The sequence below is a fragment of the Acinetobacter sp. AG3 genome (assembly GCF_022343575.1).
GTDB lineage: Bacteria > Pseudomonadota > Gammaproteobacteria > Pseudomonadales > Moraxellaceae > Acinetobacter > Acinetobacter guillouiae.
In genome coordinates this window covers 3,952,120-3,978,219 of the sequence record NZ_JAKQZD010000001.1, presented here as the reverse complement: position 1 = coordinate 3,978,219, position 26,100 = coordinate 3,952,120, and the positions used below count along the sequence as shown (strand labels likewise).

22 protein-coding genes and 1 tRNA gene are annotated in these 26,100 nt (G+C 36.0%); 13 read left to right on the top strand and 10 right to left on the bottom strand.

The genetic code is table 11. The annotated features are described in order from the left end of the window. Positions 1-74: 74 nt before the first annotated feature. Both L3V46_RS18520 and queA read right to left on the bottom strand, forming a co-directional pair. Positions 75-1,097, bottom strand: coding sequence for a hypothetical protein (locus L3V46_RS18520; RefSeq protein WP_239046460.1), 1,023 nt, complete (start codon positions 1,095-1,097; stop codon positions 75-77). Between the two features lie 147 nt (positions 1,098-1,244). Next, a complete protein-coding gene (gene queA / locus L3V46_RS18515; RefSeq protein ID WP_239046797.1) occupies positions 1,245-2,282 on the bottom strand; it encodes a tRNA preQ1(34) S-adenosylmethionine ribosyltransferase-isomerase QueA in 1,038 nt (345 codons plus the stop codon). Between the two features lie 184 nt (positions 2,283-2,466). On the opposite strand from queA, the gene L3V46_RS18510 reads away from it, so the two are divergent. From L3V46_RS18510 to L3V46_RS18490, 5 genes are all read left to right on the top strand, one after another. After that, a tRNA-Leu gene (locus L3V46_RS18510) sits at positions 2,467-2,553 on the top strand. A gap of 534 nt (positions 2,554-3,087) precedes the next feature. After that, complete coding sequence (locus tag L3V46_RS18505; protein WP_239046459.1) at positions 3,088-4,068, top strand: aspartyl/asparaginyl beta-hydroxylase domain-containing protein; 981 nt, start codon at positions 3,088-3,090, stop codon at positions 4,066-4,068. 455 nt (positions 4,069-4,523) lie between these two features. Further along, positions 4,524-5,801: a HAMP domain-containing sensor histidine kinase gene (locus tag L3V46_RS18500; protein ID WP_209826843.1), complete on the top strand. Its 1,278-nt coding sequence runs from the start codon at positions 4,524-4,526 to the stop codon at positions 5,799-5,801. A 138-nt stretch (positions 5,802-5,939) separates the two neighbouring features. Beyond that, positions 5,940-8,690, top strand: coding sequence for a bifunctional [glutamate--ammonia ligase]-adenylyl-L-tyrosine phosphorylase/[glutamate--ammonia-ligase] adenylyltransferase (glnE, locus tag L3V46_RS18495; RefSeq protein ID WP_239046458.1), 2,751 nt, complete (start codon positions 5,940-5,942; stop codon positions 8,688-8,690). Between the two features lie 26 nt (positions 8,691-8,716). Continuing rightward, positions 8,717-9,643, top strand: coding sequence for a branched-chain amino acid transaminase (locus L3V46_RS18490; RefSeq protein WP_239046457.1), 927 nt, complete (start codon positions 8,717-8,719; stop codon positions 9,641-9,643). Positions 9,644-9,768: 125 nt separating this feature from the next. Here the strand turns inward: L3V46_RS18490 and L3V46_RS18485 are convergent, their stop codons facing one another. Together L3V46_RS18485 and L3V46_RS18480 are read right to left on the bottom strand one after the other, a co-directional pair. After that, positions 9,769-10,791: an NAD-dependent epimerase gene (locus L3V46_RS18485; RefSeq protein ID WP_239046456.1), complete on the bottom strand. Its 1,023-nt coding sequence runs from the start codon at positions 10,789-10,791 to the stop codon at positions 9,769-9,771. Next, entirely contained in the window at positions 10,788-11,957 is a 1,170-nt protein-coding gene (locus L3V46_RS18480) for a nucleotide sugar dehydrogenase (protein ID WP_004819043.1), read from the bottom strand. The genes L3V46_RS18485 and L3V46_RS18480 overlap by 4 nt, the downstream gene beginning before the upstream one ends. Positions 11,958-12,191: 234 nt before the next feature. Here L3V46_RS18480 and L3V46_RS18475 point away from each other — a divergent pair, with 234 nt between their 5' ends. The 7 genes from L3V46_RS18475 to L3V46_RS18445 all read left to right on the top strand — a co-directional run bounded on the left by L3V46_RS18475 (position 12,192) and on the right by L3V46_RS18445 (position 18,291). Beyond that, a complete protein-coding gene (locus L3V46_RS18475; protein ID WP_004723130.1) occupies positions 12,192-12,959 on the top strand; it encodes a hypothetical protein in 768 nt (255 codons plus the stop codon). A gap of 30 nt (positions 12,960-12,989) precedes the next feature. Beyond that, positions 12,990-13,976: a Stealth CR1 domain-containing protein gene (locus L3V46_RS18470; RefSeq protein ID WP_096733132.1), complete on the top strand. Its 987-nt coding sequence runs from the start codon at positions 12,990-12,992 to the stop codon at positions 13,974-13,976. Between the two features lie 10 nt (positions 13,977-13,986). Continuing rightward, complete coding sequence (locus L3V46_RS18465; RefSeq protein WP_239046455.1) at positions 13,987-14,745, top strand: glycosyltransferase family 25 protein; 759 nt, start codon at positions 13,987-13,989, stop codon at positions 14,743-14,745. Between the two features lie 104 nt (positions 14,746-14,849). Further along, complete coding sequence (locus L3V46_RS18460; protein ID WP_239046454.1) at positions 14,850-15,779, top strand: capsular polysaccharide synthesis protein; 930 nt, start codon at positions 14,850-14,852, stop codon at positions 15,777-15,779. 58 nt (positions 15,780-15,837) lie between these two features. Next, a complete protein-coding gene (locus L3V46_RS18455) occupies positions 15,838-16,617 on the top strand; it encodes a glycosyltransferase family 25 protein (protein WP_004819051.1) in 780 nt (259 codons plus the stop codon). Between the two features lie 12 nt (positions 16,618-16,629). Then, positions 16,630-17,403: a glycosyltransferase family 25 protein gene (locus L3V46_RS18450; protein ID WP_239046453.1), complete on the top strand. Its 774-nt coding sequence runs from the start codon at positions 16,630-16,632 to the stop codon at positions 17,401-17,403. Between the two features lie 93 nt (positions 17,404-17,496). After that, a complete protein-coding gene (locus L3V46_RS18445; protein WP_004819056.1) occupies positions 17,497-18,291 on the top strand; it encodes a glycosyltransferase family 25 protein in 795 nt (264 codons plus the stop codon). A gap of 536 nt (positions 18,292-18,827) precedes the next feature. Here L3V46_RS18445 and L3V46_RS18440 read toward each other — a convergent pair. The 4 genes from L3V46_RS18440 to L3V46_RS18425 form a co-directional block, all read right to left on the bottom strand. After that, complete coding sequence (locus L3V46_RS18440; RefSeq protein WP_239046452.1) at positions 18,828-20,765, bottom strand: acyltransferase family protein; 1,938 nt, start codon at positions 20,763-20,765, stop codon at positions 18,828-18,830. A 37-nt stretch (positions 20,766-20,802) separates the two neighbouring features. Beyond that, a complete protein-coding gene (locus L3V46_RS18435) occupies positions 20,803-21,696 on the bottom strand; it encodes a lipopolysaccharide biosynthesis protein (protein ID WP_239046796.1) in 894 nt (297 codons plus the stop codon). Positions 21,697-21,773: 77 nt separating this feature from the next. Next, a complete protein-coding gene (locus tag L3V46_RS18430; RefSeq protein ID WP_239046451.1) occupies positions 21,774-22,658 on the bottom strand; it encodes a glycosyltransferase in 885 nt (294 codons plus the stop codon). 35 nt (positions 22,659-22,693) lie between these two features. Further along, a protein-coding gene (locus tag L3V46_RS18425; RefSeq protein ID WP_225367773.1) for an IS3 family transposase occupies positions 22,694-23,826 on the bottom strand; the annotation gives its coding sequence in 2 pieces (ribosomal slippage) (positions 22,694-23,574 and positions 23,574-23,826; 1,134 coding nt in all). Between the two features lie 280 nt (positions 23,827-24,106). Here L3V46_RS18425 and L3V46_RS18420 point away from each other — a divergent pair. Next, a complete protein-coding gene (locus tag L3V46_RS18420; RefSeq protein ID WP_239046450.1) occupies positions 24,107-24,913 on the top strand; it encodes a glycosyltransferase family 25 protein in 807 nt (268 codons plus the stop codon). A 51-nt stretch (positions 24,914-24,964) separates the two neighbouring features. Here L3V46_RS18420 and L3V46_RS18415 read toward each other — a convergent pair whose 3' ends face one another. Together L3V46_RS18415 and L3V46_RS18410 are read right to left on the bottom strand one after the other, a co-directional pair. Continuing rightward, positions 24,965-25,828: a lysophospholipid acyltransferase family protein gene (locus L3V46_RS18415; RefSeq protein ID WP_239046449.1), complete on the bottom strand. Its 864-nt coding sequence runs from the start codon at positions 25,826-25,828 to the stop codon at positions 24,965-24,967. Positions 25,829-25,838: 10 nt separating this feature from the next. Next, entirely contained in the window at positions 25,839-26,057 is a 219-nt protein-coding gene (locus tag L3V46_RS18410; RefSeq protein ID WP_004723114.1) for a hypothetical protein, read from the bottom strand. Positions 26,058-26,100 lie beyond the last annotated feature (43 nt).

The following is a 26,100-nucleotide window of genomic DNA, read 5'->3' as shown; positions in this document are numbered from 1 at the left end:
ATTGAAGTCTATTAAAGTTCGAATTCCAGATTGATCAGTATGCGATAAATTATTGTATCGACAAAGTAAATTGTTTATTTTTCAACTTTATTTGTCCCATAATGAGGCTGGACTTCTTGTAGAATCGTGATCAGTGAATCTTTTAACTGTTCATAATCAGGCATGTTCATACTTTCAAGTTGTGCAGCCAAATCATAGACAGTTTGAACTTTATCGACTTGCATCTGCGCTTTGGTAATATCCGTTTTAAACAGCCAGCACAAAGAAGGGCGCTGGGCTTTAACATAAAAATCACCTTTAAAATAAGCCATGGCTTGATCAAGCATTAATACATGATTTGGTGTAAAAAATTTGGCAAGTCGCATTTCATTTGTACCACTTAATTGGTACTGATTGTCGAAACGAATATCCCCACTCGACCATTTTACCCCAAGGCGGCAGGCTCGATTTTGTTTAGATGAAATACTGATACCTTGAGCAGGGAAGTTTTCTAGAATGATCCCCCATAAATCATAATGACGATATTCAGTCTTTTTTTTGCCTTCTGAATCACGCGTTTCGACTTCATCCACATAATGATAATTAAACAGCATATATGGATAGTTGATGCCGTTGACCTGCCAAGCGCCATAAATGCAATGACCAATGGTATTTTCATGATCCCCTAAACCAAATAATGGGAAATTATAGGGAGACTCAATATTTTCATCAAAGGCATTGGGATAGAAGCGAATTTGATATTTTGCTTCTAGGTTCTTTTGATGAGCATCTTCAACCAATTGATTGAGGGCTTTTGTCGAAGTGCGCTTATAGAAAGCAAAAGCCACACTCGCACCCGCAACCAGTAAGAGTATCGGGTGGGTAAAAATAGCCAGTACAAATAAACCAATCGCGATCGCGATAAAAAGCCAAAACGTATAATTTTGAATAGACAGACTCGGATCATCTTGCCAATTCTTTAAACTTGCAATGATCTGTTCAAAATCCTGATTTGACGAGAGTAACTGATTGATCGCATGGATATTGTGCTGAGTCTTGCCATTGTTGGCGTGTTGTTGACTAAAGGCATTTTGAATTTTTGTGAGTAAATCATTCATCTTTATTCATTATTGTAGCAAGTGCTTAGATGCCTGATTGTAACGAAAAAATGATTTTGAATGCAAAGCGTGGTGTTTAAACCACACTTTGCATATTGGTATGCTGACTAAGCAATAACTTTTAAATACATTGTGCTTTGTTAGACCTTAGCCATTTGCATTTTCAATCAACATTGCATCGCCATAACTAAAGAAACGATATTTGCTTGCAACAGCATGTTGATATGCATTCATAATATTGTCACGGTTAGATAATGCAGATACCAACATTAACAAGGTAGATTCTGGTAAATGAAAGTTGGTGATCAAGCGATCAACCACACAGAATTGATACCCAGGATAAATAAAGATTTGTGTATCACCTGTCCACGCGGCAATTTTTCCACCAGATGCTTGTGCTGCACTTTCTAAAGCGCGTGTTGCTGTTGTTCCAACGGCAATCACTTTGTTGCCACGTGCTTTGGTTTCTTGAATCAATTTTGCGGTTGCTTCAGGCACATCACACCATTCACTATGCATGATGTGATTTTCGATCTGATCTGTACGTACGGGTAAAAATGTTCCAGCACCCACATGCAAGGTTACAAACGCTTTATTTACGCCTTTTTGCTCTAATTTTTCTAATAGGGCTTGGTCAAAGTGCAAACTTGCTGTCGGTGCTGCTACGCTGGCCAATTTGGTTGGATCGTTAAACACGGTTTGATAGCGTTCTGTGTCAATGGCTTCTGCTTCACGATTAAAGTAAGGCGGAATAGGCAATTGTCCATATAAATCTAAAACTTGCAAAATAGGCTGTGAAAACTCCACCACAAATAAGTTTTCATGACGGCCTGTTACTGTCACTTTGACTTCATCTTTGCCAATAAATAATTCAGCACCTGCTTTAGGCGAATTGCTGGCTTTGATATGACAATGTGCAATGGTCTGATCAAAAATACGTTCAACCAAAACTTCAATAGCACCCCCTGAGGCGCGTTTACCTTTTAAACGTGCTTTCATCACTTTGGTATCATTGAGTACCAATAAATCGCCTTCATTGAATAAATCAAAAACATCGGTGAAGTGAAGATCTTGGTATGAACCATCTGCATTGAGATGTAAAAGGCGAGAAGCGCTACGTGCTTCAAGTGGGTAGCGCGCAATGAGTTCGTCGGGAAGTTCGAAATTAAAATCGGAGAGTTGCATCATGAGGAAGAAAAACTGACATTTGGGATTTAAAAACTGCCGCTAGTATAGTCGTTTTTCAAATTAATGGCTGAAATTGATGTTTTATAATCCAAAAAAACCAGATCTGCCTTAAAATTAAACAAATGTGAAAACTTGTCGTTGACAAGAAAATGAAACGCGCTATTATACGCACACAACCTCTCCCGAGGTGGTGAAATTGGTAGACGCGGTGGACTCAAAATCCACTGTCAGCGATGACGTGTCGGTTCGAGTCCGACCCTCGGGACCATATATTATGGAAAGCCTTCAAGCATATTTAGACTTGAGGGCTTTTTTATTGTTTGAAATTACTGCTATCAGAACTTAAGAAACCATATAAGAACGCGAGTGCTTAAAAAGAAAAAACTGATTCTGATCACTATGGATCAATTAATAGATTGGCATTTAAATGATGGTTTCGATGTTTAATTAAAATTACGTAATTTTTAGAGTTCCATCGATCCCTCTTTAATGAAGCATTTTTATAATTAATATCAGCATGCGATAAATAGTATCTGATCACTTAACAATGACAGTTAATATTTTTAATTTCAATTATTTAAAACTTAACCAAAGGTGTACATATTTCTTGCCTATAGGAAAATTAATTAGTTATAGTTAAAAGTATTTTAAATAATTTGAAAATATTTTATTTTTCCCGCTATTTTGAAAAATAACTAAATGATCTCAGTGCGGCTTATCTAGTAAAGAAGATTGGTTTTATTTAAGGAAAATCAAGGACACACCATGAGGATACAGAAATCATAATCGGAGTAAAATTATAATGAATCTAAGTATTATGATCATCATTGGTTTAATCGTGTATTCGATAGCAGCCATGACTTATGTATACCGTTGGCGAGGAAAAGCACGTTATGACTCACTCTCACAATATTTAAGAAAAAGCTGGCCTATATTTGCACCATTTAATTGTGTTCTTTATATAACGACACGCAGCTTTGCAAAAAAGCCAATATTAGATGCTGATTTTTTGGAAAATATTGAAGTGCTTAGAGCCAATTGGGCAATTATTAGAGATGAGGCTATAGCATTAGAGTCATCAGGTGTGTTTGAAGTGATCAAGACACCCGGAGCAGACGGTTATTATGATGTTGGTTTTCGCACTTTTTACAAACGTGGTTGGAGTAAATTTTACTTAAAATGGTATGGAACAACGCATGTTTCCGCGCAAAGATTATGTCCCAAGACATTGGCATTACTTAATCAAGTCCCTGCTATTCGCGGTGCCATGTTTTCACTGTTACCAGCAGGCTCTGAACTGAGCTTACACGCTGATCCTATCGGTAGTAGTTTTAGATACCATCTCGGTTTGCTGACGCCTAACGCTGAAAATTGCCAAATTAATATTGATGGGCAAACCCGTACTTGGTTTGATGGTAAAGATTTTGTCTTTGATGAAACCTATCCTCATTTTGCATATAACACAGCAAATTCAGCGCGTTTAATTCTGATGTGTGATGTTGATCGTCCGATGAACCTATTTGGACAAATTTTTAACAGTGCTTATCGTATTCTTGTCAAAGGTACCGTTGTTCCAAACACTTATGAAGATAAAAGAGGGGTGTATAGTGCGATTTTTAAATTTTTTGCGCCATTTAGACAGTATTCAATACAATTCCGTGAAAAGCATTTCAAGACGTATAAAATACTCAAATTCATTTTAAATTTAACGCTGCTATCTCTGATTTTTATGCTCTTGTATGGTGTGGTTTATTTATTTGAAATGCTCTTTTTAATGAATTAAAAATAACGTATTTTCTCACTCATTTAAGGGATATCCTTGCTCTGGTTGATGCCGAATTTTACTATTTTGTCTTTTGATCTTTGCTAGTTCTACATCCCTAAGCTTGGCTATAGACGCCAATAGGTTGATATCTGATTCATGAATTAGATCACCATGTTTTAAAGTATAGGCCTTTATAAAACGCTTCGTTTTTTCTATTTAAATCATAAAAATATATAAAGCTATAACTGATTACTTATGTTGAAAAAAATGTGAAATTTATCGAAACTTTCACCCCATTGTTTTTATTTGGTTGTATTGCTGTTATATTGTTTTATGTGAACATTTGTAAGTGCTCTTCCAAGGCTGTATTTTGCATTCTGTCTTAAGTTTTGATGTATTTGGAAGAAATTGATATTTAAAAGTGGGCGATTTAAATAACTAACGTGTTAACTGAAAGTGCAAATGAGGTAAACATGAAATTAGAATTCTTAGAAGCTCATCAGACCGAACAGCTCAGTGCTTGTCGACTATCGCTGATTTTAGGGGTCTATACCTCAAATAATAAAATTGAACGCTATTTACGTGTAGCGCGTGCCGTTCTCAATGTCGAAAATGCTTTTTTTACTTTTCATAATGAGCCTTATATTTGGGTTGCAAATGAAAATGGTGATTTCAAAGCTGCGTCAGTTCCGCATAAATTGAGTTTATCGCCGTATTTTGGCAATCAGCTCATCGTTTCAGAAACCCATAAAAATTATGAAAAATTCTCACAATATATGGCTGAAATTGGAATAAAACACCAACGCTTATTGTGCTATGACTTTAAGCTAGAAGATGATGATTCTATTGCACATGTTTATTTTTATGATGATAAAGATACAAGATTTACAAGCAAACAGCAGGCTTTATTAGAAGAACTTAGCTCAGGTTTGGTGACGATTTTAGCGCGTAAATCTGAATCTCAAGATTATTATGAGTTATATGAACAAGAACGTGCTTTAAATTTTAGTAAGACCAAGTTTTTCCAAGTCATTGCACATGATTTACGTGCGCCGTTTCATGGGTTAATTGGCTTTTCGGATGTTTTAGCAAACGAACGAGAAACATTAACTGATGATGGTATACAGGATATTGCAGATTATCTGCATGATACCTTGCAATCAACTTATTCCCTACTTGAAAACTTGCTCAATTGGGCGATGGCAGAAGGTGGGCGCTTTGTTTATCACCCAATTAATTTTAAATTAAAACAGACCACAAAGATCGTTTACGATGTGCTTAAGCCTTTGGCAGTCAATAAAAATATACAACTGATTGAAAATGTTGCTGAGGATTTAAGCGTTTTTGCAGATATGAATATGGTGACCTCGGTCATTCAAAATCTGGTTTCAAATGCCTTAAAATTTACCCGTACTGATGGTTCTGGAAAAGTTTCCATTGTTGCGCACCCAGTAGGGAAAAATATAGAAATTATTATTCATGATACTGGTTTGGGAATGACGCAGTCGCAAATTGAACAACTGTTTGAACCACAGATTAAAGCCAGTATAAAAGGCACCATTGGCGAACGAGGAACAGGTTTAGGGCTGGTTCTATGTAAACGATTTGTGGATCTCAATCATGGAAAAATCTCTGTAAGCTCTAAAACAGGTGAGGGAACGACTTTTATTGTTGCGTTACCCGCTGCAAAAAACACCCATCAAACTTTGGTTTGTCCTGAAATCAAGCAAGATAAAATAAAAATTTCATAATTCTATATTTGAATAATTTAGCTTGATTGTGACTGGTGGTTTTTTGAGCTTTGTTTTTTAAGAAAAGTACAAAAACCTCCCTAAATGTAAAGCAAACTGCTATAAATAACTTGATAAAACATAAGTACAGGCTTTTCAATGAACATTGAGCAATTGCAAAAAACATTACATGCAAGTCAGTATGCAGAACAAGTATTAAGTCTACATCAAGCCACTTTAGAACATGATTATGCAATTGATCAATTTCAACAATCGCTCAGTACTGCACAAATTCAACAACTCGTTTATGATCATTTAGTCAATATACAAGATGAAAATACGTGGATGAAAGTCTTACGTATTCTTCGTGCGCGCTTAATGTTTCGCTGGATTTGGCAAGATGCCAACCAACTCACCAATGTGGTGAAGTTGACAAGAGAACTGTCTGATTTTGCAGATGCCTGTATCGTTGCAGCAAAAGATTTTGCCCGAATTCCTTTGCTGGCAAAACATGGCGAACCGATGGGGTATAACGGTAAGATTCAAGATTTGATCGTCATTGGGATGGGCAAGCTTGGGGCACAAGAGCTGAACTTATCTAGTGATATTGACCTGATTTTTGCCTTTGATGAACAAGGTGAAAGCAATGGGCGTAAGTGTATTGATGTACAGCAATTTTGCATTTTGTGGGGGCAAAAACTGATCTATTTATTGGATCATATTACCGCAGATGGTTTTGTATTTCGTGTGGATATGCGTTTACGTCCTTGGGGGGATGGTTCAGCATTGGCAATAAGTCATGTGGCTTTAGAAAAATATTTAAGCCAGCATGGGCGTGAGTGGGAACGTTATGCATGGATTAAGGCACGTATTATCACGGGTGGGCAAGACGGTGATAGTTTATTGGACATGACCCGCCCATTCGTTTTTCGTAAATATGTAGATTACACCGCTTTTGAAGCCATGCGTGAAATGAAAGCCATGATTGAACGAGAGGTGGCTCGGCGTAACATTGCAGATGATATTAAGCTGGGCGCTGGTGGTATTCGTGAAGTTGAATTTATTGTGCAGGTTTTTCAGCTGATTTATGGCGGAGCAAAATTAGAATTACAAGACCGCCAATGCCTTGTTAGCCTAAAACATTTGGGTGAGGCAGGCTTACTCGATCATCAATCCGTTGAGGATCTTGAAGATGCCTATCTATTCTTACGACGTGTAGAGCATGCTATTCAAGCTTTGAATGACCAGCAAACACAATCTTTACCGACAGAGCCTGAACTTCGTCAGCGAATAATTGATACCTTGGGTTTTGATGATTGGGATGCTTTTATTGATTTTCTCAACCAAAAGCGCAGCAAAGTGACTTTTCAATTTGAGCATTTGATTAAAGAAAAAGGGCTAGATTCTCCGATTGAAAGTTTTAGTCAGCTGGAAAGCCAACTCAATGAGATCTTAGACAGTAATGCACAAAATCTGATTCATGAGTTTTGGTATGGTCATGCAATCAAGAAACTGCCTGCTAAAGCTGTACAGCGTTTAAAAGAATTTTGGCCGCATTTGGTTGAGGCAGTTTTACAGTCGAATAGCCCGCAAGTGGCTTTAATGCGATTGATGCCGCTGGTCGAATCTGTAATGCGCCGTACTGTGTATTTGGTGATGCTGATTGAAAGCAAAGGGGCGCTGCAACGTTTGGTCAAAATGGCGACAGTCAGTCCATGGATTTGTGAGGAATTGACACATTATCCAGTTCTGCTGGATGAGTTTTTATCCATGGATTTTGAACTGCCTCGACGAGATTATTTGGAAGACTCACTACGCCAACAATTACTGCGTATTGAAATAGATCAAGTTGAAGATCAAATGCGAGTATTGCGCTTATTTAAAAAATCTAATGTGCTGACGGTTGCCGCAAGCGATGTACTAGCAGAAAGCCCGTTGATGAAAGTTTCGGATGCTTTAACGGATATTGCAGAAGTTTCTGTAATCGCGACATTAAATTTGGCTTATCAGACGGTTGCCAAGCGTCATGGTTATCCTGTCGACGCAGAAGGCTTACGCTGTTCATTAGACCACATGGCCTATGCTGTGATTGGTTATGGCAAAGTAGGCGGCATTGAACTGGGCTATGGTTCAGACCTCGATCTGGTTTTTATTCATTATATGGATGAGCAAGCAGATACCGATGGTCAAAAGGCCATTAGCGGTTTTGAATTTGCCATGCGTGTTGCGCAAAAATTTATGTCTCTGATGACCACACAAACTTTAGATGGTCGAGTCTATGAAATTGATACCCGTTTGCGCCCATCTGGTGAAGCAGGCTTATTGGTCACCAGTTTAAAAGCATTTGAACAGTACCAACTCAAAAGTGCCTGGTTGTGGGAACATCAAGCAATTGTTCGCGCACGCTCAATCGCAGGTGAGCAAAGCCTAAGAGCAAAATTTGAAGAATTGCGTTGCAGGGTTCTCACATTACCAAGAGAAGAGGAAACGGTTCGCAAAGAAGTCTTGAACATGCGTCAGAAGATGAAAGATCATTTGGGTTCCTCAAAAGATCAGAAAAAAGATGGAATTTTTCATCTAAAACAGGATGCAGGTGGTATCGTTGACATCGAATTTATGGCACAGTATGTCGTATTAGCCTGGAGTGGGACGAATCCTGATCTCGCCCATTATTCCGACAACGTACGAATCCTTGAAGATGCCGCAAAGGCAGGTTGCTTATCCAGCGACGATGTATCCGCATTGATTCAAGCTTATCTCAGTGAACGCGCCGAGAGCCACCGTTTGGCACTTGCAAATCATAATATGCAAGTGAGTGCTGCGGATTGGCACGATACCCGAGAGGTCGTTTGCAAGTTATGGCAAAGATTAATTGATCCAACAGCGAGTTTCGCTTTGGAAAGTGAATAATTGTGTAAAAATTTGGAGTGTGCGCCATGAATTTGGCTGATCGTGATGGTTTTATTTGGCAAGATGGACAAATGGTTGATTGGCGTGAAGCTAAAATTCACGTCTTAACTCATACATTACATTATAGTATGGGTGTTTTTGAGGGTGTCCGTGCTTATGAAACACCTAACGGTACTGCGATTTTCCGTCTCCAAGACCATACAAAACGTTTGTTAAATTCTGCAAAAATTTATCAAATGAAAATTCCATTTGATCAAGCAACTCTTGAACAAGCTCAAATTGATGTTGTCCGTGAAAATAAATTGGCGTCATGCTATTTACGCCCAATTATTTTCATTGGTTCGGAAAAATTAGGTATCGCTGCAACGGATAATACCATTCATGCGACAGTTGCTGCATGGAGCTGGGGTGCTTACCTTGGCGATGAAGCAATGGCGAAAGGTATTCGTGTTAAAACCTCATCATTTACCCACCATCACCCTAACGTGACCATGTGTAAAGCCAAGGCTTCAGGTAACTATACTTTGTCTATTCTTGCACACCAAGAAGTGGCACATTCTGGTTATGATGAAGCAATGCTTATGGATCCTCAAGGGTATGTATGCCAAGGTTCAGGTGAAAATGTATTCTTAGTCAAAGATGGTGTATTACATACACCAGATATTGCTGGCGGTGCATTGGATGGGATTACGCGTCAAACGATTATCACCATTGCGAAAGATATGGGTATTGAAGTTGTTGAACGTCGTATTACCCGTGATGAATTCTATATTGGTGATGAAGCATTCTTTACTGGGACTGCTGCTGAAGTGACGCCGATCCGTGAATATGATGATCGTGAAATTGGTTCAGGCGCTCGTGGTCCGATTACTGAGAAGATTCAAAAAGCATTCTTTGATGCTGTTCAAGGTAAAGATCCAAAATATGCACATTGGCTGACTTATGTAAAATAAGTGGCTGAATGCTAAAAAAGGATTCCTAGAGGAATCCTTTTTTTGTGCTTAGATTTGAGTATTGAAACAATTGAAAGAAAAATTCAAATGCTAAAATTAAGCTTTAAACTGAACAATACTATTGATTAAACCTGATAAAAATCTCGATACCAATCTACGAATTGCTTGACACCATCATCAACAGATACCGATGGTTTGTATCCGACCATCTGTTCTAAAGCACTGCTATCCGCAAAAGTATCCGGCACATCGCCCGGTTGTAATGGAAGTAATTCTAAAATTGCTTCTTTGCCTAAAGCTTTTTCAATGGCATGAATATATTCAATCAATTTTACTGGATTGTTATTGCCGATATTGAAAATACGGAAAGGCGCATAACTGGTCGATGGATCAGGGTTTTTGCTGTCCCAGTTTGGATCAGGTTGTGCAATTTGATCACTTGAACGAATCACACCTTCCACAATATCTGAAATAAAAGTGAAGTCACGGGTATGGTTGCCGTGATTGAACACAGGAATAGACTTGTTTTCAATAATGTTCTTGGTGAACTTAAACAAAGCCATGTCTGGACGGCCCCAAGGACCATAGACAGTAAAAAAGCGTAAGCCTGTTGTTGGTAAATTGAAGAGATGGCTATAACTGTGCGCCATGAGTTCATTGGCACGTTTGGTTGCCGCATAGAACTGTACAGGATGGTTAACACCATGTTTTTCACTAAATGGCATGGTGGTATTCGCACCATAAACACTACTGGTACTGGCATAGGTTAAATGTGGCGTTTTGGCATAACGGCATGCTTCAATAATATTGGTAAAGCCAATTAAATTACTTTCGACATAGCTCAATGGATTTTCTAATGAGTAACGGACACCAGCTTGTGCAGCCAAATGAATCACCCGATCAAATTGATGATCTTGAAAACATTGATCAACGATTGCTTTATCAGCAAGATTGGCATGAATAAAAGTGAACGTTTGCTGGGTTTGTGCCGCCGTATCTTTGAGAACTGCTAATCGGGCTTGTTTTAATGCGGGGTCATAATAATCATTCATATTGTCAAAGCCGACAACATCATCACCACGTTCTAAAAGTTTTTTTGCAACATTGAAGCCAATAAAACCTGCTGCACCTGTGACGAGGACTTTCATTCATCTGCTCCGAAAATATCTCGTGTATAGACTTTATCTAATACATCACTTAAGTCATTAGAAACCCGATTAGCAATAATCACATCACTTTGTTGTTTAAATTGTTCTAAATCATTGACGACTTTGGATTTAAAGAACTCATCTTCTTGTAAAGTCGGTTCATAGACAATCACTTCAATTCCCTTGGCTTTGATGCGTTTCATCACACCTTGGATTGCGGACGCTCTAAAATTATCTGAACCACTTTTCATCACTAGGCGATAAATACCAACTTTATTGGGGTTACGTGCAATCACCGAGTCTGCGATAAAGTCTTTACGCGTACTATTTGAGTCAACAATGGCTTGAATCAAATTACTTGGAACGTGATTATAGTTAGCTAAAAGTTGTTTGGTGTCTTTCGGTAGGCAATAGCCACCATAACCAAATGACGGATTGTTATAGTGATTACCAATACGTTGATCTAGACAAACACCATCAATAATTTGATGAGTATCTAAGCCAAAAATTTGCGCATAGGTATCCAGTTCATTGAAATAGGCAACGCGCATAGCGAGATAGGTATTGGCAAATAACTTAATTGCTTCAGCTTCAGTTGCGTCGGTAAATAAAACAGGGCTATCCTTTTTGATGGCGCCTTCGATCAATAAGTCAGCAAACAGTTTTGCGCGATCAGATTTTTCCCCAACAATAATTCGGGAAGGGTACAAATTGTCATGCAATGCCTTTCCTTCACGTAAAAATTCTGGAGAAAAGATAATATTTTCAGTGTGGAGTTTTTCTTTTAAGCTCTTGGTAAAGCCGACAGGGACAGTTGATTTAATCACCATCACTGCATTGGGGTTGACCTCTAAAACTTGTTGAACGACGCTTTCGACACTTTGCGTATTAAAATAATTGGTTTTGGTGTCGTAATCCGTTGGGGTCGCAATAATCACAAAATCTGCATTGCGATAAGCTGCTTGATAATCTGTCGTGGCTGTAAAATTTAATGATTTTTCTTTTAAAAATAATGAAATATCCACATCTTGAATGGGCGATATTTTATTGTTGAGCAAGTTAACCTTAGATTCTAAAATATCTACTGCAACAACTTCATGATGTTGTGCAAATATCATTGAGTTGGATAAGCCAACGTAACCTGTTCCAGCGACTGCTATTTTCATAAAAACCTAATATAGAAAATGTGCTTGCAAAAGTTGTATTCAATTTCACTGAGATTTCATTTAAAGATTGCTCAATAAAATATCGAACAATTAAAACCACTATGATCAATGTAAATTGTTAACGCATCATAGCATATTCTCATGAAACAAATTGTTCAGCATATGCAATCGAATACAGTAACTTGGCGATGGTAATGGTATGATATGGGGATTGCTCAGGTGGAAGATTGATGCATGCAGGTCAATGAATCAAATTTACAGTCGAATTTAGTTGAATCAGAACAGAATATCGTTTTGTGTATGAAGTGGGGCAGCAAATATGGTGCTGATTATGTCAATCGCCTATATAACATGGTCAAACGACATACCACAATTGATTTCCAAATGGTCTGTTTGACTGACCGTACAGAAGGTATTAATCCAGAGGTTCAATGCTTTCCAATTCCGCCGTTAGCATTGCCTGAAGGAAGTCCTGAACGTGGATGGAATAAGTTATCGACTTTTGAACCTGACTTATATGGTTTAAAAGGCAATTTATTATTTTTAGATCTTGATGTGGTCATTGTAGACAATATTGATGACTTCTTTAGCTATCCGGGTGAATTCCTCATTATTCACGACTGGAAACGTCCTTGGCGTGTGACTGGCAATAGTTCAGTTTATCGTTTTAAGTTAGGTACTTTTCCTGACATCTTGCCTTATTTTCGTGAAAACTTTAAAGAAATTAGTCATAAATTTCGAAATGAACAAGAATATCTGTCTTGGTATGTCGATCAGCAGCAAAAACTCAGTTACTGGCCAAAAGATTGGTGTAAGAGTTATAAATACCATTGTTTGCAAAAGTTACCGCTTGCTTATTTTAAACCACCAGTTAAGCCACAAGATGCCAAAATTATTATTTTCCATGGGGAAATTAATCCACCTGATGCCGTGACTGGAGGTGGGGGTAAATGGTACCGCTATGTGTTGCCTTCAGACTGGATTAAAGACGCTTGGCAATAATTTTATTTAGATGATTTGAGAACAATATAGATGCAAAACCTTGATATCGTAATTGCTTGGGTCGATGGCAATGATGTTGAGTTAAAACGTAAACGTCAGCAATATCTCACTGGTGGTGATGCCTCAGATGCTGTGAGCGATACACGTTTTGCCAGTAATGATGAGATCTATTACAACATTGCATCTATATTGAAGTATGTGCCTTTTTGCCGTCATATTTTCATTGTTACAGATAATCAGCAGCCTGAGTTTTTAAATGAATTTGTAGCGCAAGGTCTTTGTGATGCAAACAAAATTCGTGTCGTTGATCATCGTGAGATTTTTGCTGGTTATACGCAATTTCTACCTACGTTTAACACTCGGTCAATTGAAAGCATGTTATGGAATATCAACGGGCTTTCAGATTACTTCATCTACTTAAATGATGACTTCTTTTTTAATTCACCCGCTCAAATTGAAGATTTTCTTGAGAGCGATAAAATCGTCACCTATGGGCACTGGAAAAGTTGTTTTAGTTACAAGGCCAAGCTGAAATACCGTCAATTTTTAAATCGTAATTTTAATAAACCGATTCAACCCGGTCATGTGATCGCACAAATGCTGGGTGCTGATATTTTAGGATTTAAAGAGTTTTTTGAAATCCATCATTATCCACACTGTGTTGATCGTAAAATTTTAAGTGAATACTTATTGCATCATCCAGACCTACTAGAAACACAGATTAAATATAAGTTTAGAAGTGTCGAACAATTAAATCCGATTTCATTGATGAATCATTTAAAGATTCAAAAAAATGAAGCTGTTTTAAAGCCTGATTTAGCTTTGGCTTATTTGAAGAATGCTGAAAGTTTAACTGAGTTCGTAGAAGCATTGAATCAAGACAATATTAAATATGGTTGTATCCAAAGTTTAGATCAACTGAATTCTGAGAATGCTGCACAGGTACGTCGTAAAATGATCGATAAATTATATGATTATTTGCCTAAATCAGTAATTTCAGCCAAAGTTTTATCGTAGGAAGCCAATCATGAAAGTTAAAACATATCTGATCAATTTAGATGGTAGTGATGAGCGGCTTGCTCGCGCAACAGAACAGTTACAGGCGGTAAACTGGGAGTTTGAGCGTTTTTCTGCTTATGATGGCCGTGGCAAAGACTTGTCATCTTTTCAGGATTATGATGATGCGTTAACGCAGCAAACTTTAGGAAGACGTTTACTCAATTCAGAACTGGGTTGTTATCTCAGTCATTATGGCTGCGCTCAGAAATTTTTAGCAAGTGATGCGGATTATCTTGTTGTCTTAGAAGATGATATGAAAATTACAGCTGATTTCAAACAATCTATGGATCAAGTTTTAGCTTATTTAGATCGCCATCAAGCGCTAGATTGGTACTTGGTGAATTTAGCGGCAAAGAAGAAAAAGTTAGCCAAAGATATTACTCAGTTAGGTGACTATTCATTGTGGCATGCTTATTATTTTCCTATTCGTGGTTTGGGTTTAATCTGGTCACGTAAAGGTGCTGAAGCGTTTATTGCACAAGGCAAAACAATCGCCATGCCTGTTGATATCTTTTTTCAAACTTGGCTGAGTAAGAATGGAAAAGGATTAGGTGTTTGGCCTGCTTTTGTTCGCCCAGCAGGTCTAGATAGCGATATTTTAGGTACAATTGCAACACAAGGAATATCTCGTAAAGAGAAAGAAAATCGTGACCATTCTTATGGTTTTAAAAAGCAAAAACGTATGTGGCGTGATCGGATGTATGCATTTAAACATCTTTATTTTTAAGTGTACAAAGATGTTCTAGTAAATGACGTAATGAATATTTTAAATACTGTATAGTTTAAATTTTATTGGTTCTGCTTTTTTGTAAAAAATATTGGATTTTTTATATGAAAATTTTTAAAAAATTATTTTATTTAGCTAAATTTCATATGATGTACTATTACAAAATTAGACATACCAATCAAAAAATTGATAACGATGCAGGACAACTGATTTTTAATCCTGTTGCTACACCCATTGAATTACCTAAAAAGATATGGATGTATTGGGAAGGTGATTTTCCTGAGTTTGTTGAAAAATGTATTCAAAATACTCAAGCAAAAAATCCATCTTATCAAGTATGTGTACTTAATCCTGAAAATGTCAGTCAGTATAGTGATATTGATTTCTCTTTATTGACGAATGCAACGCCTCAACAAAAGGCTGATTTACTCAGATTTGATCTGTTATATCGGCATGGTGGAATTTGGTTAGATGCCAGTATTATTGTCTATGAAAACCTAGACTGGATTTCTGAGTTGATGCAAAAGAATCAGACAGAATGTTTTTCATATTATCGTAAAAAAAATACCACACAGATCGATTATCCAGTATTGGAAAATTGGTTGTTGGCAACTGTTCAAAATAATGTTTTTTTTAAATATTGGTATGATGAATTATATTTAGCAATTCAGCAAACACCCAAACGCTATGTAGAAAATATTCGAAATACCCAAGAAAACAGCAAAGAATTTTTTCAAAGAATCGGTAATTTAGAATATTTAGTCGCCTATGTTGCTTGTCAAAAAGTACTTAGACAATCTTTCCCGAGTATTACGTTAATTAATTGCGATGAAAATGCTTTGTTTTATCAAGTGAAAAATCAGTGGATCAAAGAAAAAATTTTAATTGATTTTGCTATTAATTACCCTCCAACCGAGGCGCCTAGATTGTTAAAACTCGCAGGAAAAGAACGAAAAACACTCAGTCATTACTTCTCAAAAAAAATGTATTTTAAAGATAGTTTCCTCGATATTTCTTACAAAGTATGTAAGTAAGGATGATTGCTAGACAAAAAAATAGTAAAATAGATCTATTGCTTATAGTCACATCTCTATGAAAAAAATCGTTATTAGCCTATCGACAGCACTTGAACGTAGACAACATATATTGAGTGAGTTTGGGAAAAAAAATGTAGCTTTTGATTTTTTTGATGCTTTAACGCCAGAGCCTGCTGCTATTTTTGCCCAAGCGCTTGATTTAAATATTGATGAGCAAGCTTTAACCAAAGGTGAGGTTGCTTGTTTTATGAGTCACGCCTATTTATGGAAACAAATGGTTGATGAAAATACCCCGTATATGGCGATATTTGAAGACGATATTTATTTAGGCGAAGACGTCAATGAATTTCTTTCTGATAGTCAATGGATAGATCCAAGTTGGCATCTTATAAAATTAGAAGAATTTACACATAGGACTGCTTTAGGAAAAAAAGTAAAATTTTTTAACGATTTTAATGATAGAGCTATTTTTCAATTAAAGAGTAAAAACCTAGGTACTGCTGGCTATATATTGTCTTTAGACGGTGCAAAAACATTGTTGGGCTACATTCAAACACTAGATAAGTTAATTGCCTTAGATCACTTAATGTTTGAATGTGTGATCACAGAAAATATTTTTTCTGTATATCAAATGAAACCAGCGTTATGTATCCAGGATGTAACCCTGTATTCATGCAAAGATAGTGTTCGGTTTGCAAGCCATTTATATAAAGAGCGTTTGCTGAGAAGAAAATATAATAAGAAGAAGGGGGTAGATAAAATTATTTTAGAACTCTATCGTATATTGCATCAGCTAAAAAGTATCCTATTTTTTAAGTCGGTAGGTTTTAAATAAATAGAGTAATTTATGAAAAGTTTCGTTATTAGCTTAAAATCAGCAAAAGACCGTAGAGCTCATATTCTTCAGCAATTTGACGACAAAGATATTCCTTTTTCTTTTTTTGATGCGATTGAGCCTGATTCAATTGTAACCCAAGCAGAAAAAATTAATTTGACACTTTGTCAAAGTGATTTAAGTCAAAATGAATTGGCGTGTTTATTGAGTCATGTTTCACTTTGGCAAAAAGCAATCGATGAAAAAATCCCAGCAATCGCAATTTTTGAAGATGATATTCATCTCAGCCAAGATGCTGAATTGTTTTTAAAAGACTCAAATTGGTTAAGTCATGATATTGTGAAAACTGAAAAAGCCTACGCTAAAGTGGTTTTAGATTTAGATAAAACTAAGGTTTTTAACAATAAGAACTTTTTTTTAAGAAGATTGAGAAAAGCTCATCTGGGTGCTGCAGGTTATATTTTGTCTTACAACGGTGCGATTGAGCTTGTTGAATACTTAAAAAAGCAAGACGTTTTTGACCATGTCGATCAAATGATCTTTAGAAAGTATATTTCGGAACGGAAATTAGGGGTTTATCAATTAACACCTGCATTATGTATTCAAGATTATATATTGAACCCCAATGAGCAAAAATTTACGACAAGCCTTCAATGGCGAGATCAAGTTGTATCTAAACCGACAGGACTGCAAAAAGTTTTGCGAGAAGTCAGTCGGGTCTTTATTCAACTTGCTGACCTCCCGTTTAAAACCAAACTCCAATTTATTAGAAGATCTAAAGATTAATTTATTTAAAATCAATAAATTGAATAGCATGATGGTTTTATAATCGCTTAATTGTTGTATCATTATTTTTGCACTCATCGAGATGGTTTTTCAGTGAATTTTGTTATTAGTTTAGATTCGGCTCTTGATAGAAGACAGCATATTTATTCAGAGTTTAAAAAGCATTCTGTACCATTTAGTTTTTTTGATGCGGTTACACCTGCAACAACCATAGAAAATGCGAAAAGTGTAGGGATTGAATTAACTCGCACAGGTGTCTTAACACAAGGTGAGGTGGCTTGCCTTTTAAGTCATGTATTGCTATGGAAAAAAATTGTCGAACAAAACTTGGAATATATGGCAATTTTTGAAGATGATGTGCATTTTGGAGAAAACCTACAAAAATTTATTGATGATTTTTCATGGATTCCTAAAAATATACATCTTATAAAATTAGAAGCCTTTGATAAAAAAGTGGATCTCTCATTTTTTCCAACAGCTTTAATCAATGATAGGGCATTGTATCAACTTAAAGCGAAGCATCTCGGTGGAGCTGGTTATATCTTATCAAGAGAAGCTGCAGAATATTTTCTGGCATCTATTCGTAATATGCCTGAGTTAGTTCCAGTTGATCACATATTATTTGGTTGTCATGTGAAATATACAAAGTATAAGGCTTATCAAATGGTGCCAGCAATTTGTGTTCAGGATTTTTATTTACATAAGAAATATGACAATTTTCCGAGTCATTTAGAGAATGAGCGTGCTATTCGCCACGAATCTGACAGGATTGAACAACATCGGCAGAAAGAAGCAATGTCTATACTCAGTAAAATTCAAAGAGAAGTTTTACGATTATTTCATCAAATTTTCAAACTATCGGCATATCGATCTATAAAATTTAAATGAATTTAATTTTCATTGTTGCATCAAAATCATCGGCCACTTGAATTTGTCTAGAACTGTTGAGGAAAAGAGATAGCGTCTTGGATATTTTTATAATAACGCTCTGTATTCGCCAGTTTTAGCATTTCTTTAGAACAAGACAGGATATAAGATGCAGTATCTTTACCAGACTATAATCTAGGCATAAGTAAAATTTAGGACTTAAAGCATATTTTGGAGTGCAAGTTGCACTGATGATTGCAAAAATAAATAGTTTGTGTCATTAGCATTGTGTATTGATTTAATTTTAGACTATTTATACGAATGAGGCTCATCCTCTAACTTTCTAAATTTTTTATAACAGGATCAATACGGCCAGACTCTTTTGAAAAATGATCAAGAGATCGACTGAAAATACTTGATTTCAGGTTTTGAAACAATATTTTAGTTCAGGATTTATTTTTAAATCAGAAGTTAATTAAATCAAGATCAAAAATAAGCTTTGATCTTATTTACAAAATCAAAGCTTATTAGGACGCATAACAGCGTTGGCATAAAAGCTATGGTTCGTCTGAAGAAGATAAAAACTGTTTCAGTACTTTATATTTAGCCTGTTGAGTAAAGTACTCTTCAGATGATAATGAACCAAAAACAGATAAGTGGCGACCATCCAAAGAATAGGGAATACTTTCTTTTGCCATATGATTTGGTTTAAATAAATCAGCTTGAGTGAGCAATAACGTATTTGGATAGCGCTGAGTCATGTCTGTGATGTGCTGTAGTGCAATTCTTTGCTGTTTCGCTTTAACATTATCAAAATAATTATTGAGATTGAAATTTCGATGTAACCACAATGATCTTTTGTATAAAAGGCTAATGTTTGCATCAAAGGCATAAGGCTCGGACATCACAATAACTTTCTTATGAGATTGATTGGCGAGCTTTAGCAAATTCTCAAAGCTCTGTTCTTGATGCTGTTGTACAATATCGGACCAGCGACCTGCAAATATTAATACATTGTATTGATCTATATTGTTTTTTAAGTAGTCTCGGTTCAGCATGCATTGCTGGTAGGCAGTAGAGTTTTTGTCCCCTGTAAATTGTTTATCTATACTCGGATAACACCAATTTGTAGTAATTGCATGGATATTTAAGTTGAGTTCTTTGCCAAGATAATGCCAAAAGGGAATATTATGCCCTGCAAAAGAATCGCCAAATAAAAGCACGGGTTGAGCATCAACTTGCTTCGATCCAATATGACATTCAAGACCTTTTTGACCCACCTTAAGACTGTGATCGTCTTTAATATTATAAAAACACCAGCCATTGGAAACTTTTGGCATTTCAAGTTTTTCATTGTGTTTTAAATATAGAGAATCTGCGCGACTTTTTACACCATCCTTGTTGATGTATGAATAGAGCATAGATGCAGAAATAAGAAGAATAAAGAATAGTGAATAGCAGTAATATATCTTGATATTGACTAAATATTTTCTTGAGCTCTCAATATATTTATAGCTTAACCAACCTAAGATAAAAGAGATTAGAATCGCTAGACTAATATTGACGAAGTTTTTTTCAAAGAAAAAATATCCCAGTAAAAAGGCAACAGGCCAATGCCACAAATAAATAGAGTAAGAGGCACTGCCTATATTTTGAATTAATTTAAATTTGGTGAAAATTGAATTTTGCTGATTGGCAATAAGAATCAACATCGTTCCAACTACAGGAACTAATGCGTTATAACTTGGCCATATTGTATCTTGACCAAACAGAACTAAACTGAGCACAATGCATGAGAAACCAGCAATTTCAAAAAAATACTTTATCGGTTGGGTTGGTGTATACGTTCTAAAATAATAATAAGCCAAGCCACCAGCAAGCAATTCCCAAGCACGAGAGCTGAGCTTAAAAAAAGCATAGATGGAGTCTTTAGATGAGATATAAATCGAAAAGCTTAAAGATGAAATACATAATAAGATTAAAAATATCCCTAAGAATTTTTTATTTTGAATAATTTTAAAATATAAATAAACAAGAATAGGAAATAATATATAAAATTGCCATTCTACTGATAAAGACCAAGTATGCAGTAAGGCTTTATCATGTGAGCTTACAGCAAAATAATCACCTGCTTGACGATAATATAAGTCATTGGATAAAAAACTTAGACTATATTTTGCATCTTTAGCAAATAGCTTAAAATCTTCTGGGATGAAAAAAAACCATCCACAAACCGTCATAGCCAATACGACAAAAAATAGTGCAGGAAAAATCCGTGTGATTCGCGCTAAATAAAAGTTTATAAAAGAGAAACTGTTTCTTTCAAGGTTCTCAATAATAATTTTGGTCATTAGATAACCAGAAATAACAAAGAAAACATCGACGCCTAAAAAACCAGCAGAAAATCCTGAAACCCCGAAATGGAACAGAACGACAAGTATTACGGCATAGGCGCGGAGCCCATTGATATCATCACGAAAATTTTTGGTTTGCATATTGAAAACGAATTAGGAGCTAAGGTGAATCCAAGTTTTATAAAAGCTTTGGATCTAATTTCTCGAACGACTCTATCGCACTCTTAAGTGAAAGATTGTAAACTTTAATATTCTGCTTGCTTAAAAAGTGCGAGGCAGCGTCAAATGCTGGAAATATTTCAGTTAAGTATTGATTGAGCATTGTCGGCTGTTTGTTGGTACTCTTTTCATAAAAACGTGGCTGATTAAAGTTATTCATGTCTAAACCGGCCAAATAAATTTCTTGATAAGATAGGGCATAAACAATCTGTAAAGCAACATATGGCACTGTGAAATAGTCAAAAATGGAATCATGGATATGCTGAGAAAATCCTTTATTTCCTTCTAAGTAAAAATAGTTTTGGTGAGGGTTGATGGTAATACGTGGCCCTAAAAATCGTTCAACTTTACCTTCTGTAATCGTTTCAATGACTTTAATTTGGCATTTAATTTGATCAGGATGAATTTTTCTGAAAATTATATCAAGACAGCGGGGTGTGGTGAAAAAAGTACATTGGCTCTGAAGTACTTTGAGCACTAAATCAAAACGGTTTTGAGTAAAATTATGATCGATAATGACATAATATTTAAATTGAACGTGATCTAATGAAATTGATCCATTAACACCTATATAATCAATATCTTGCTTTTGAAATACGTCTGCTGGATATTTCTGAATAGAGGGTCCTGTTGCAATCAACATGCTTTTTTTACAAGCACTTGTTGGCATGACTGAATTATCGACAACAAGTTTCTTGCGAAAATAAATCTGATCAATTCCACCAAATTTATTTCTTTTTACAGAATAATAAGGCCAGTATCTGCGATTATGTCGGTATGTTTTAGGGTGGCTATGTTTATAAATTAATTTATATATATTTCTTAAAATAAAATTTGAAAACAGCAATTGAATCGATTGTGGTACTTTATAGTTCATATAGCGTCGTAATGAGAAAATGAGTGAAGATGGAAAATTGTCTATTCGACAATTTATCCATCTAAAGTGAATGTAGATTTTTTAAATTTAGCTTTAATTTTACGTATTTGCTTGTTCAACCAATTGGTTTCTTGATCTGGACGAGTCACTTTATTACCGTGGTAATTAATTTGACTTGCTTTTGAAAAAGTTCCAAAAGGTTCAATTAAATAATTTTCAGGTCTATATCCCAGCTCCAGTGCTTCTGCATAGTATTGATCAAATAATTCAACTAAATCTTGACGAGGATGAGGCATAATTTTGCCATCAAACCAATGCTTTTGATTCATTTCAGCAAGACGTGGAATCGCATACTTATGACTAAATTGAGTTCCCATGTCTGAATAATGTAATACTTTAATTTGTTCGATCGCTAAATCTTCACCATCAATATTGTTGTAAGAATCTTGGTAAGGTTCAACTAACTGAGGCTTTTCTTTGATAAGACGCATTAAATTCTTATGACTTTCCGGATTGTTACGGATCTCATCAAGTGGTGGGAGATATTGTTTAGCTTTTTCACAATCCCACACGCAAGTACATAAACGTGCTGAACTTTTCCCACCTTTCGCAATAACAATTGCATCATTATTCATCGGGTGTGACCAAAGTTCTGCAATATCACAGAGCACGATTACATCTGCATCCATATAAATCGCACGGCCTTTGAAGTCACATAACTCAGGTATTGCCCAGCGGAAACCTGAAAAAGGTGTTGCCCACTTTTCTGTAGACCATCCTTTACCTGTGTCTTGATTGCTGTACCATGGACTATTTATGTCATGACTAAGTTGCATCCAAATAATTTCAACATTATGCTGTGTATGTTTACGAACACTGTGTTCTAATACCATAAGTTGTTCAAGGTCACAGAGAGGTGGTCCCACATGTTTGAACAACTAAAAGCTTATTTATAAGTGATACTCTGCTCTAGTTAAGCTACCTTATTTTGTTGTGGTAGCTGGTCATAGTAAAACTCATCTGGAGTCATTTTGTCCAGACTCGAATGAGGTCGTTTCAAATTATAAAATTCAAAATATGCGTTTAATTGCTTCTTCGCATCCAAAACATTGCTGTAGGCTTTGAGATACACCTCTTCATATTTAACGCTCCGCCATAATCGTTCAACCATCACATTATCAACCCATCGACCTTTACCATCCATGCTGATTTGGATGTCATTTGATTTCAATACATCAATAAATGCATCACTGGTAAACTGACTGCCTTGGTCTGTATTAAATATTTCAGGTCGACCATATTTTTCAATAGCTTCATTTAATGTTTCTATGCAAAATGTAACCTCCATACTAATCGATACTCTATGCGCAAGTACCTTGCGGCTATGCCAATCAATCACAGCACATAAATAAACAAAGCCTTTTGCCATAGGGATATACGTTATATCCGTAGACCACACTTGATTACTGCGCTGAATAGCCAATCCTTTGAGCAGATATGGATATTTGCGGTGAGCTTGATTAGCCTGGCTTAAATTTGGTTTGCAATATAACGCATTAATGCCCATTTTCTTCATTAAAGTACGTGTATGACGTCGTCCTATATGATGTCCTTGACGATTCAACAAATCACGCATCATACGGCTACCTGCAAAAGGGTATTGCATATGTAACTCATCCATACACCGCATCAGCTTCAGATCTGATGCACTCACAGGTTTTGGGCGATAGTAATAACAACCACGGGAGACTTTCAGCAGCTGAGCTTGCTTAGATACTGAAATCTGAAGTGAGTCATCGATTAACTTTTGTGGTTGAAGCGGCCCAGTTTCTTCAACACACCTTCTAAAAAATCAATTTCTAATGCCTGCTCACCGATTTTTGCATGTAGTTTTTTTAGATCGATGGGTGGTTCTGTTGGAGCTTTTGATTGATCGAAAGCTTGCGAGGAAGCTGAAATCAGTTGATTTTTCCAGTCGATAATTTGGTTTTGATGAACATCAAATTCAGCACTCAATTCAGCAAGTGTTTTTTCTGCTTTAATCGCAGCAAGTGCTACCTTAGCTTTAAAATCATTTGAATGATTTCTTCTTGGTCTACGTGCCATAAAATACTCCATATATTGATGTTTATAACATCATTTGGGGAGCAAAATATCACTTATAAGTGTTGTTCAAATTTCCTGATCCACCTCTCAGTTATTGGGATCGCAACCTACAAAAATTTTAATGTTTTCAGTAATCATTATTTATAGCCCCTAAAATCACATTTATTAGAGTGGTGCCATATAGTATATCGCTAAATGCGATTAAATTAAATGAACATTAATCTTTATCGTGGAGTCGATCTCAAAATTAAATTTATAAGTAATTGTTGTAAGAGTTTTTATGAAAAATTTTGTTATTAGTTTATCAGCGGCTCAAGAGCGCCGTAAGCATATCGATGCTGAATTTGCAAAACAAGAAGTAGATTTTGAATTTTTTGATGCGATTACACCTGCGAATATAGATATCGCGACATCTCAACTTGGTATGGTCGGGTATACAACAAATTTACATCAAAATGAAGTGAGTTGCTTACTCAGTCACATGCTGTTGTGGAAAAAGGCCATAGATGAGCAACTTGATTATATTGTAATTTTTGAAGATGATATTTATTTAGGTGAGCATGCAAAAGATTTTTTATTGGATGATGCATGGATTCCAAAAGAATGCTCAGTGATCAAGTTGGAAGTCTTTTATAAAAAAATTGGTGTGGCGTTAAAACAACAAAACCTTTCAGCTCCCAACGCTCGTAAGCTATTGTTATTACGCGAGGCGCATATGGGGTGTGGTGGTTATATCTTATCCCTAGATGTAGCAAAAAAATTACTCAGTTTTATCGTTGAATCAAAAGTATTGATTCCAGTCGATCACTTTTTATTTAGAGAGTGCCCTGAGCTTGAAGTGTACCAACTTAGCCCGGCATTATGTATTCAAGATATGATCTTGAGGAGAGGTAATACACAATTTCCTAGTGCCTTAGAGGACGTGAGAAACCTCAGAAAAGGTAAGTCTCTAAAAAAAGAAAACTTGAAATTCAGTGCTAAATTGAAAAAAGAATGTTCACGAATTTTTAGAAAAATTCAAAAAATGTTGATTACGCTGACAAAGTTTAGACAGGGTATTCGGGTTGTGAAAATAAAATTCCGTTAAAATTTAATATTTAAATATGATTTTGAGTATTGATTAGTGGTAAGAATTTGCTTATTTATACAAATTCCTACCACCCTCTAACTTCCTAAATCGTTTATAACCCCATAAATACTGTTCAGGAGCGATGTTAATCATTCGCTCCATTTCTTTGTTCAAGGTATCGACAGAAAGCTGTAAATCTTTAGAATTAATATCTTGAGATAGTGCCGTAAAATGTATATCAAAACCTGAGAAATCAGGGCGACGAACACAGGTTAAACCCACAACTGAACATTGGGTTTTTGCAGCAAGCTTTGAAAGCAAAGTTGAAGAAAATGCTTTTTGCCCATAAAACTCAGAATAAATACCACCAGACTCTTTGGGAATATGGTCGGGAAGGATGGCTGTAAACCCACCTTGTTTTAAATGTTTAAATAACGCACGTACACCAGTATCATCAGTGGGTACTAGTGTTGCATTTAAGCGTTGGCGAGACTCTAGCATAAACTGATCTAAGTCTTTATTTCGACTCGGCTTATACATGATAACGGGATGAGTATGTTGATTGATCCACGCATTCATGAGTTCCCACGCCCCAAAATGAGGGACCACACCAATACTACCATTGGGATTCTTTAATGCATTGAGAAAAATCTCAGGATTATAGACCTGTTTAATTTGTGCTAAGGCGAACTCTGGAGAAGATCCCCAAATTTTAATTGACTCTGCATAAGTCATACATTGACTTTTTAAACTGGCTTTAATCAGTTGATTACGTTGTTGTTCATCAAGCTCAGGATATGCCGCAGTTAAATTCAATTCAGTGGTGCGTTTTGCTGAAGAATTACTCATAAACAATAAATTCCCGACACCTCTAGCAATACTTTGTATCATACCTAGAGGTAATCGAGAGAAAGTTTTAAGTAGCTTATACATTTAATGAATATTAGTCGCGGTCAGCATTGCCTTTCAACACCAAGTAAATCAGTGCTGAAATAATAAAGAAACCAGCAATAAAACTGCTCATGCTGAAATATAAAATACGTTGATAAGTATCTAAATTAAACAACTGATGGCTTAGGATATAACGCATAAATCCCCATTGAACCACTGAAAATACAATGATAATAATTGTATGACGAAGTACATTAGGTCGCATAGCCATAGGTTTTCACCTCAAAAGTTAACAGCGATAGTATGCCATTTAT

Excerpts from the sequence above, each read along its gene's own strand:
- L3V46_RS18485 (WP_239046456.1), bottom strand. The coding sequence starts at position 10,791 with ATGAAAGTCCTCGTCACAGGTGCAGCAGGTTTTATTGGCTTCAATGTT.
- L3V46_RS18420 (WP_239046450.1), top strand. The coding sequence starts at position 24,107 with ATGAAAAATTTTGTTATTAGTTTATCAGCGGCTCAAGAGCGCCGTAAG.
- L3V46_RS18500 (WP_209826843.1), top strand. The coding sequence starts at position 4,524 with ATGAAATTAGAATTCTTAGAAGCTCATCAGACCGAACAGCTCAGTGCT.
- glnE (WP_239046458.1), top strand. The coding sequence starts at position 5,940 with ATGAACATTGAGCAATTGCAAAAAACATTACATGCAAGTCAGTATGCA.
- L3V46_RS18415 (WP_239046449.1), bottom strand. The coding sequence starts at position 25,828 with ATGTATAAGCTACTTAAAACTTTCTCTCGATTACCTCTAGGTATGATA.
- L3V46_RS18410 (WP_004723114.1), bottom strand. The coding sequence starts at position 26,057 with ATGGCTATGCGACCTAATGTACTTCGTCATACAATTATTATCATTGTA.
- L3V46_RS18520 (WP_239046460.1), bottom strand. The coding sequence starts at position 1,097 with ATGAATGATTTACTCACAAAAATTCAAAATGCCTTTAGTCAACAACAC.
- L3V46_RS18480 (WP_004819043.1), bottom strand. The coding sequence starts at position 11,957 with ATGAAAATAGCAGTCGCTGGAACAGGTTACGTTGGCTTATCCAACTCA.
- L3V46_RS18465 (WP_239046455.1), top strand. The coding sequence starts at position 13,987 with ATGAAAGTTAAAACATATCTGATCAATTTAGATGGTAGTGATGAGCGG.
- L3V46_RS18470 (WP_096733132.1), top strand. The coding sequence starts at position 12,990 with ATGCAAAACCTTGATATCGTAATTGCTTGGGTCGATGGCAATGATGTT.
- queA (WP_239046797.1), bottom strand. The coding sequence starts at position 2,282 with ATGCAACTCTCCGATTTTAATTTCGAACTTCCCGACGAACTCATTGCG.
- L3V46_RS18455 (WP_004819051.1), top strand. The coding sequence starts at position 15,838 with ATGAAAAAAATCGTTATTAGCCTATCGACAGCACTTGAACGTAGACAA.
- L3V46_RS18450 (WP_239046453.1), top strand. The coding sequence starts at position 16,630 with ATGAAAAGTTTCGTTATTAGCTTAAAATCAGCAAAAGACCGTAGAGCT.
- L3V46_RS18460 (WP_239046454.1), top strand. The coding sequence starts at position 14,850 with ATGAAAATTTTTAAAAAATTATTTTATTTAGCTAAATTTCATATGATG.
- L3V46_RS18475 (WP_004723130.1), top strand. The coding sequence starts at position 12,192 with ATGCAGGTCAATGAATCAAATTTACAGTCGAATTTAGTTGAATCAGAA.
- L3V46_RS18490 (WP_239046457.1), top strand. The coding sequence starts at position 8,717 with ATGAATTTGGCTGATCGTGATGGTTTTATTTGGCAAGATGGACAAATG.
- L3V46_RS18440 (WP_239046452.1), bottom strand. The coding sequence starts at position 20,765 with ATGCAAACCAAAAATTTTCGTGATGATATCAATGGGCTCCGCGCCTAT.
- L3V46_RS18505 (WP_239046459.1), top strand. The coding sequence starts at position 3,088 with ATGAATCTAAGTATTATGATCATCATTGGTTTAATCGTGTATTCGATA.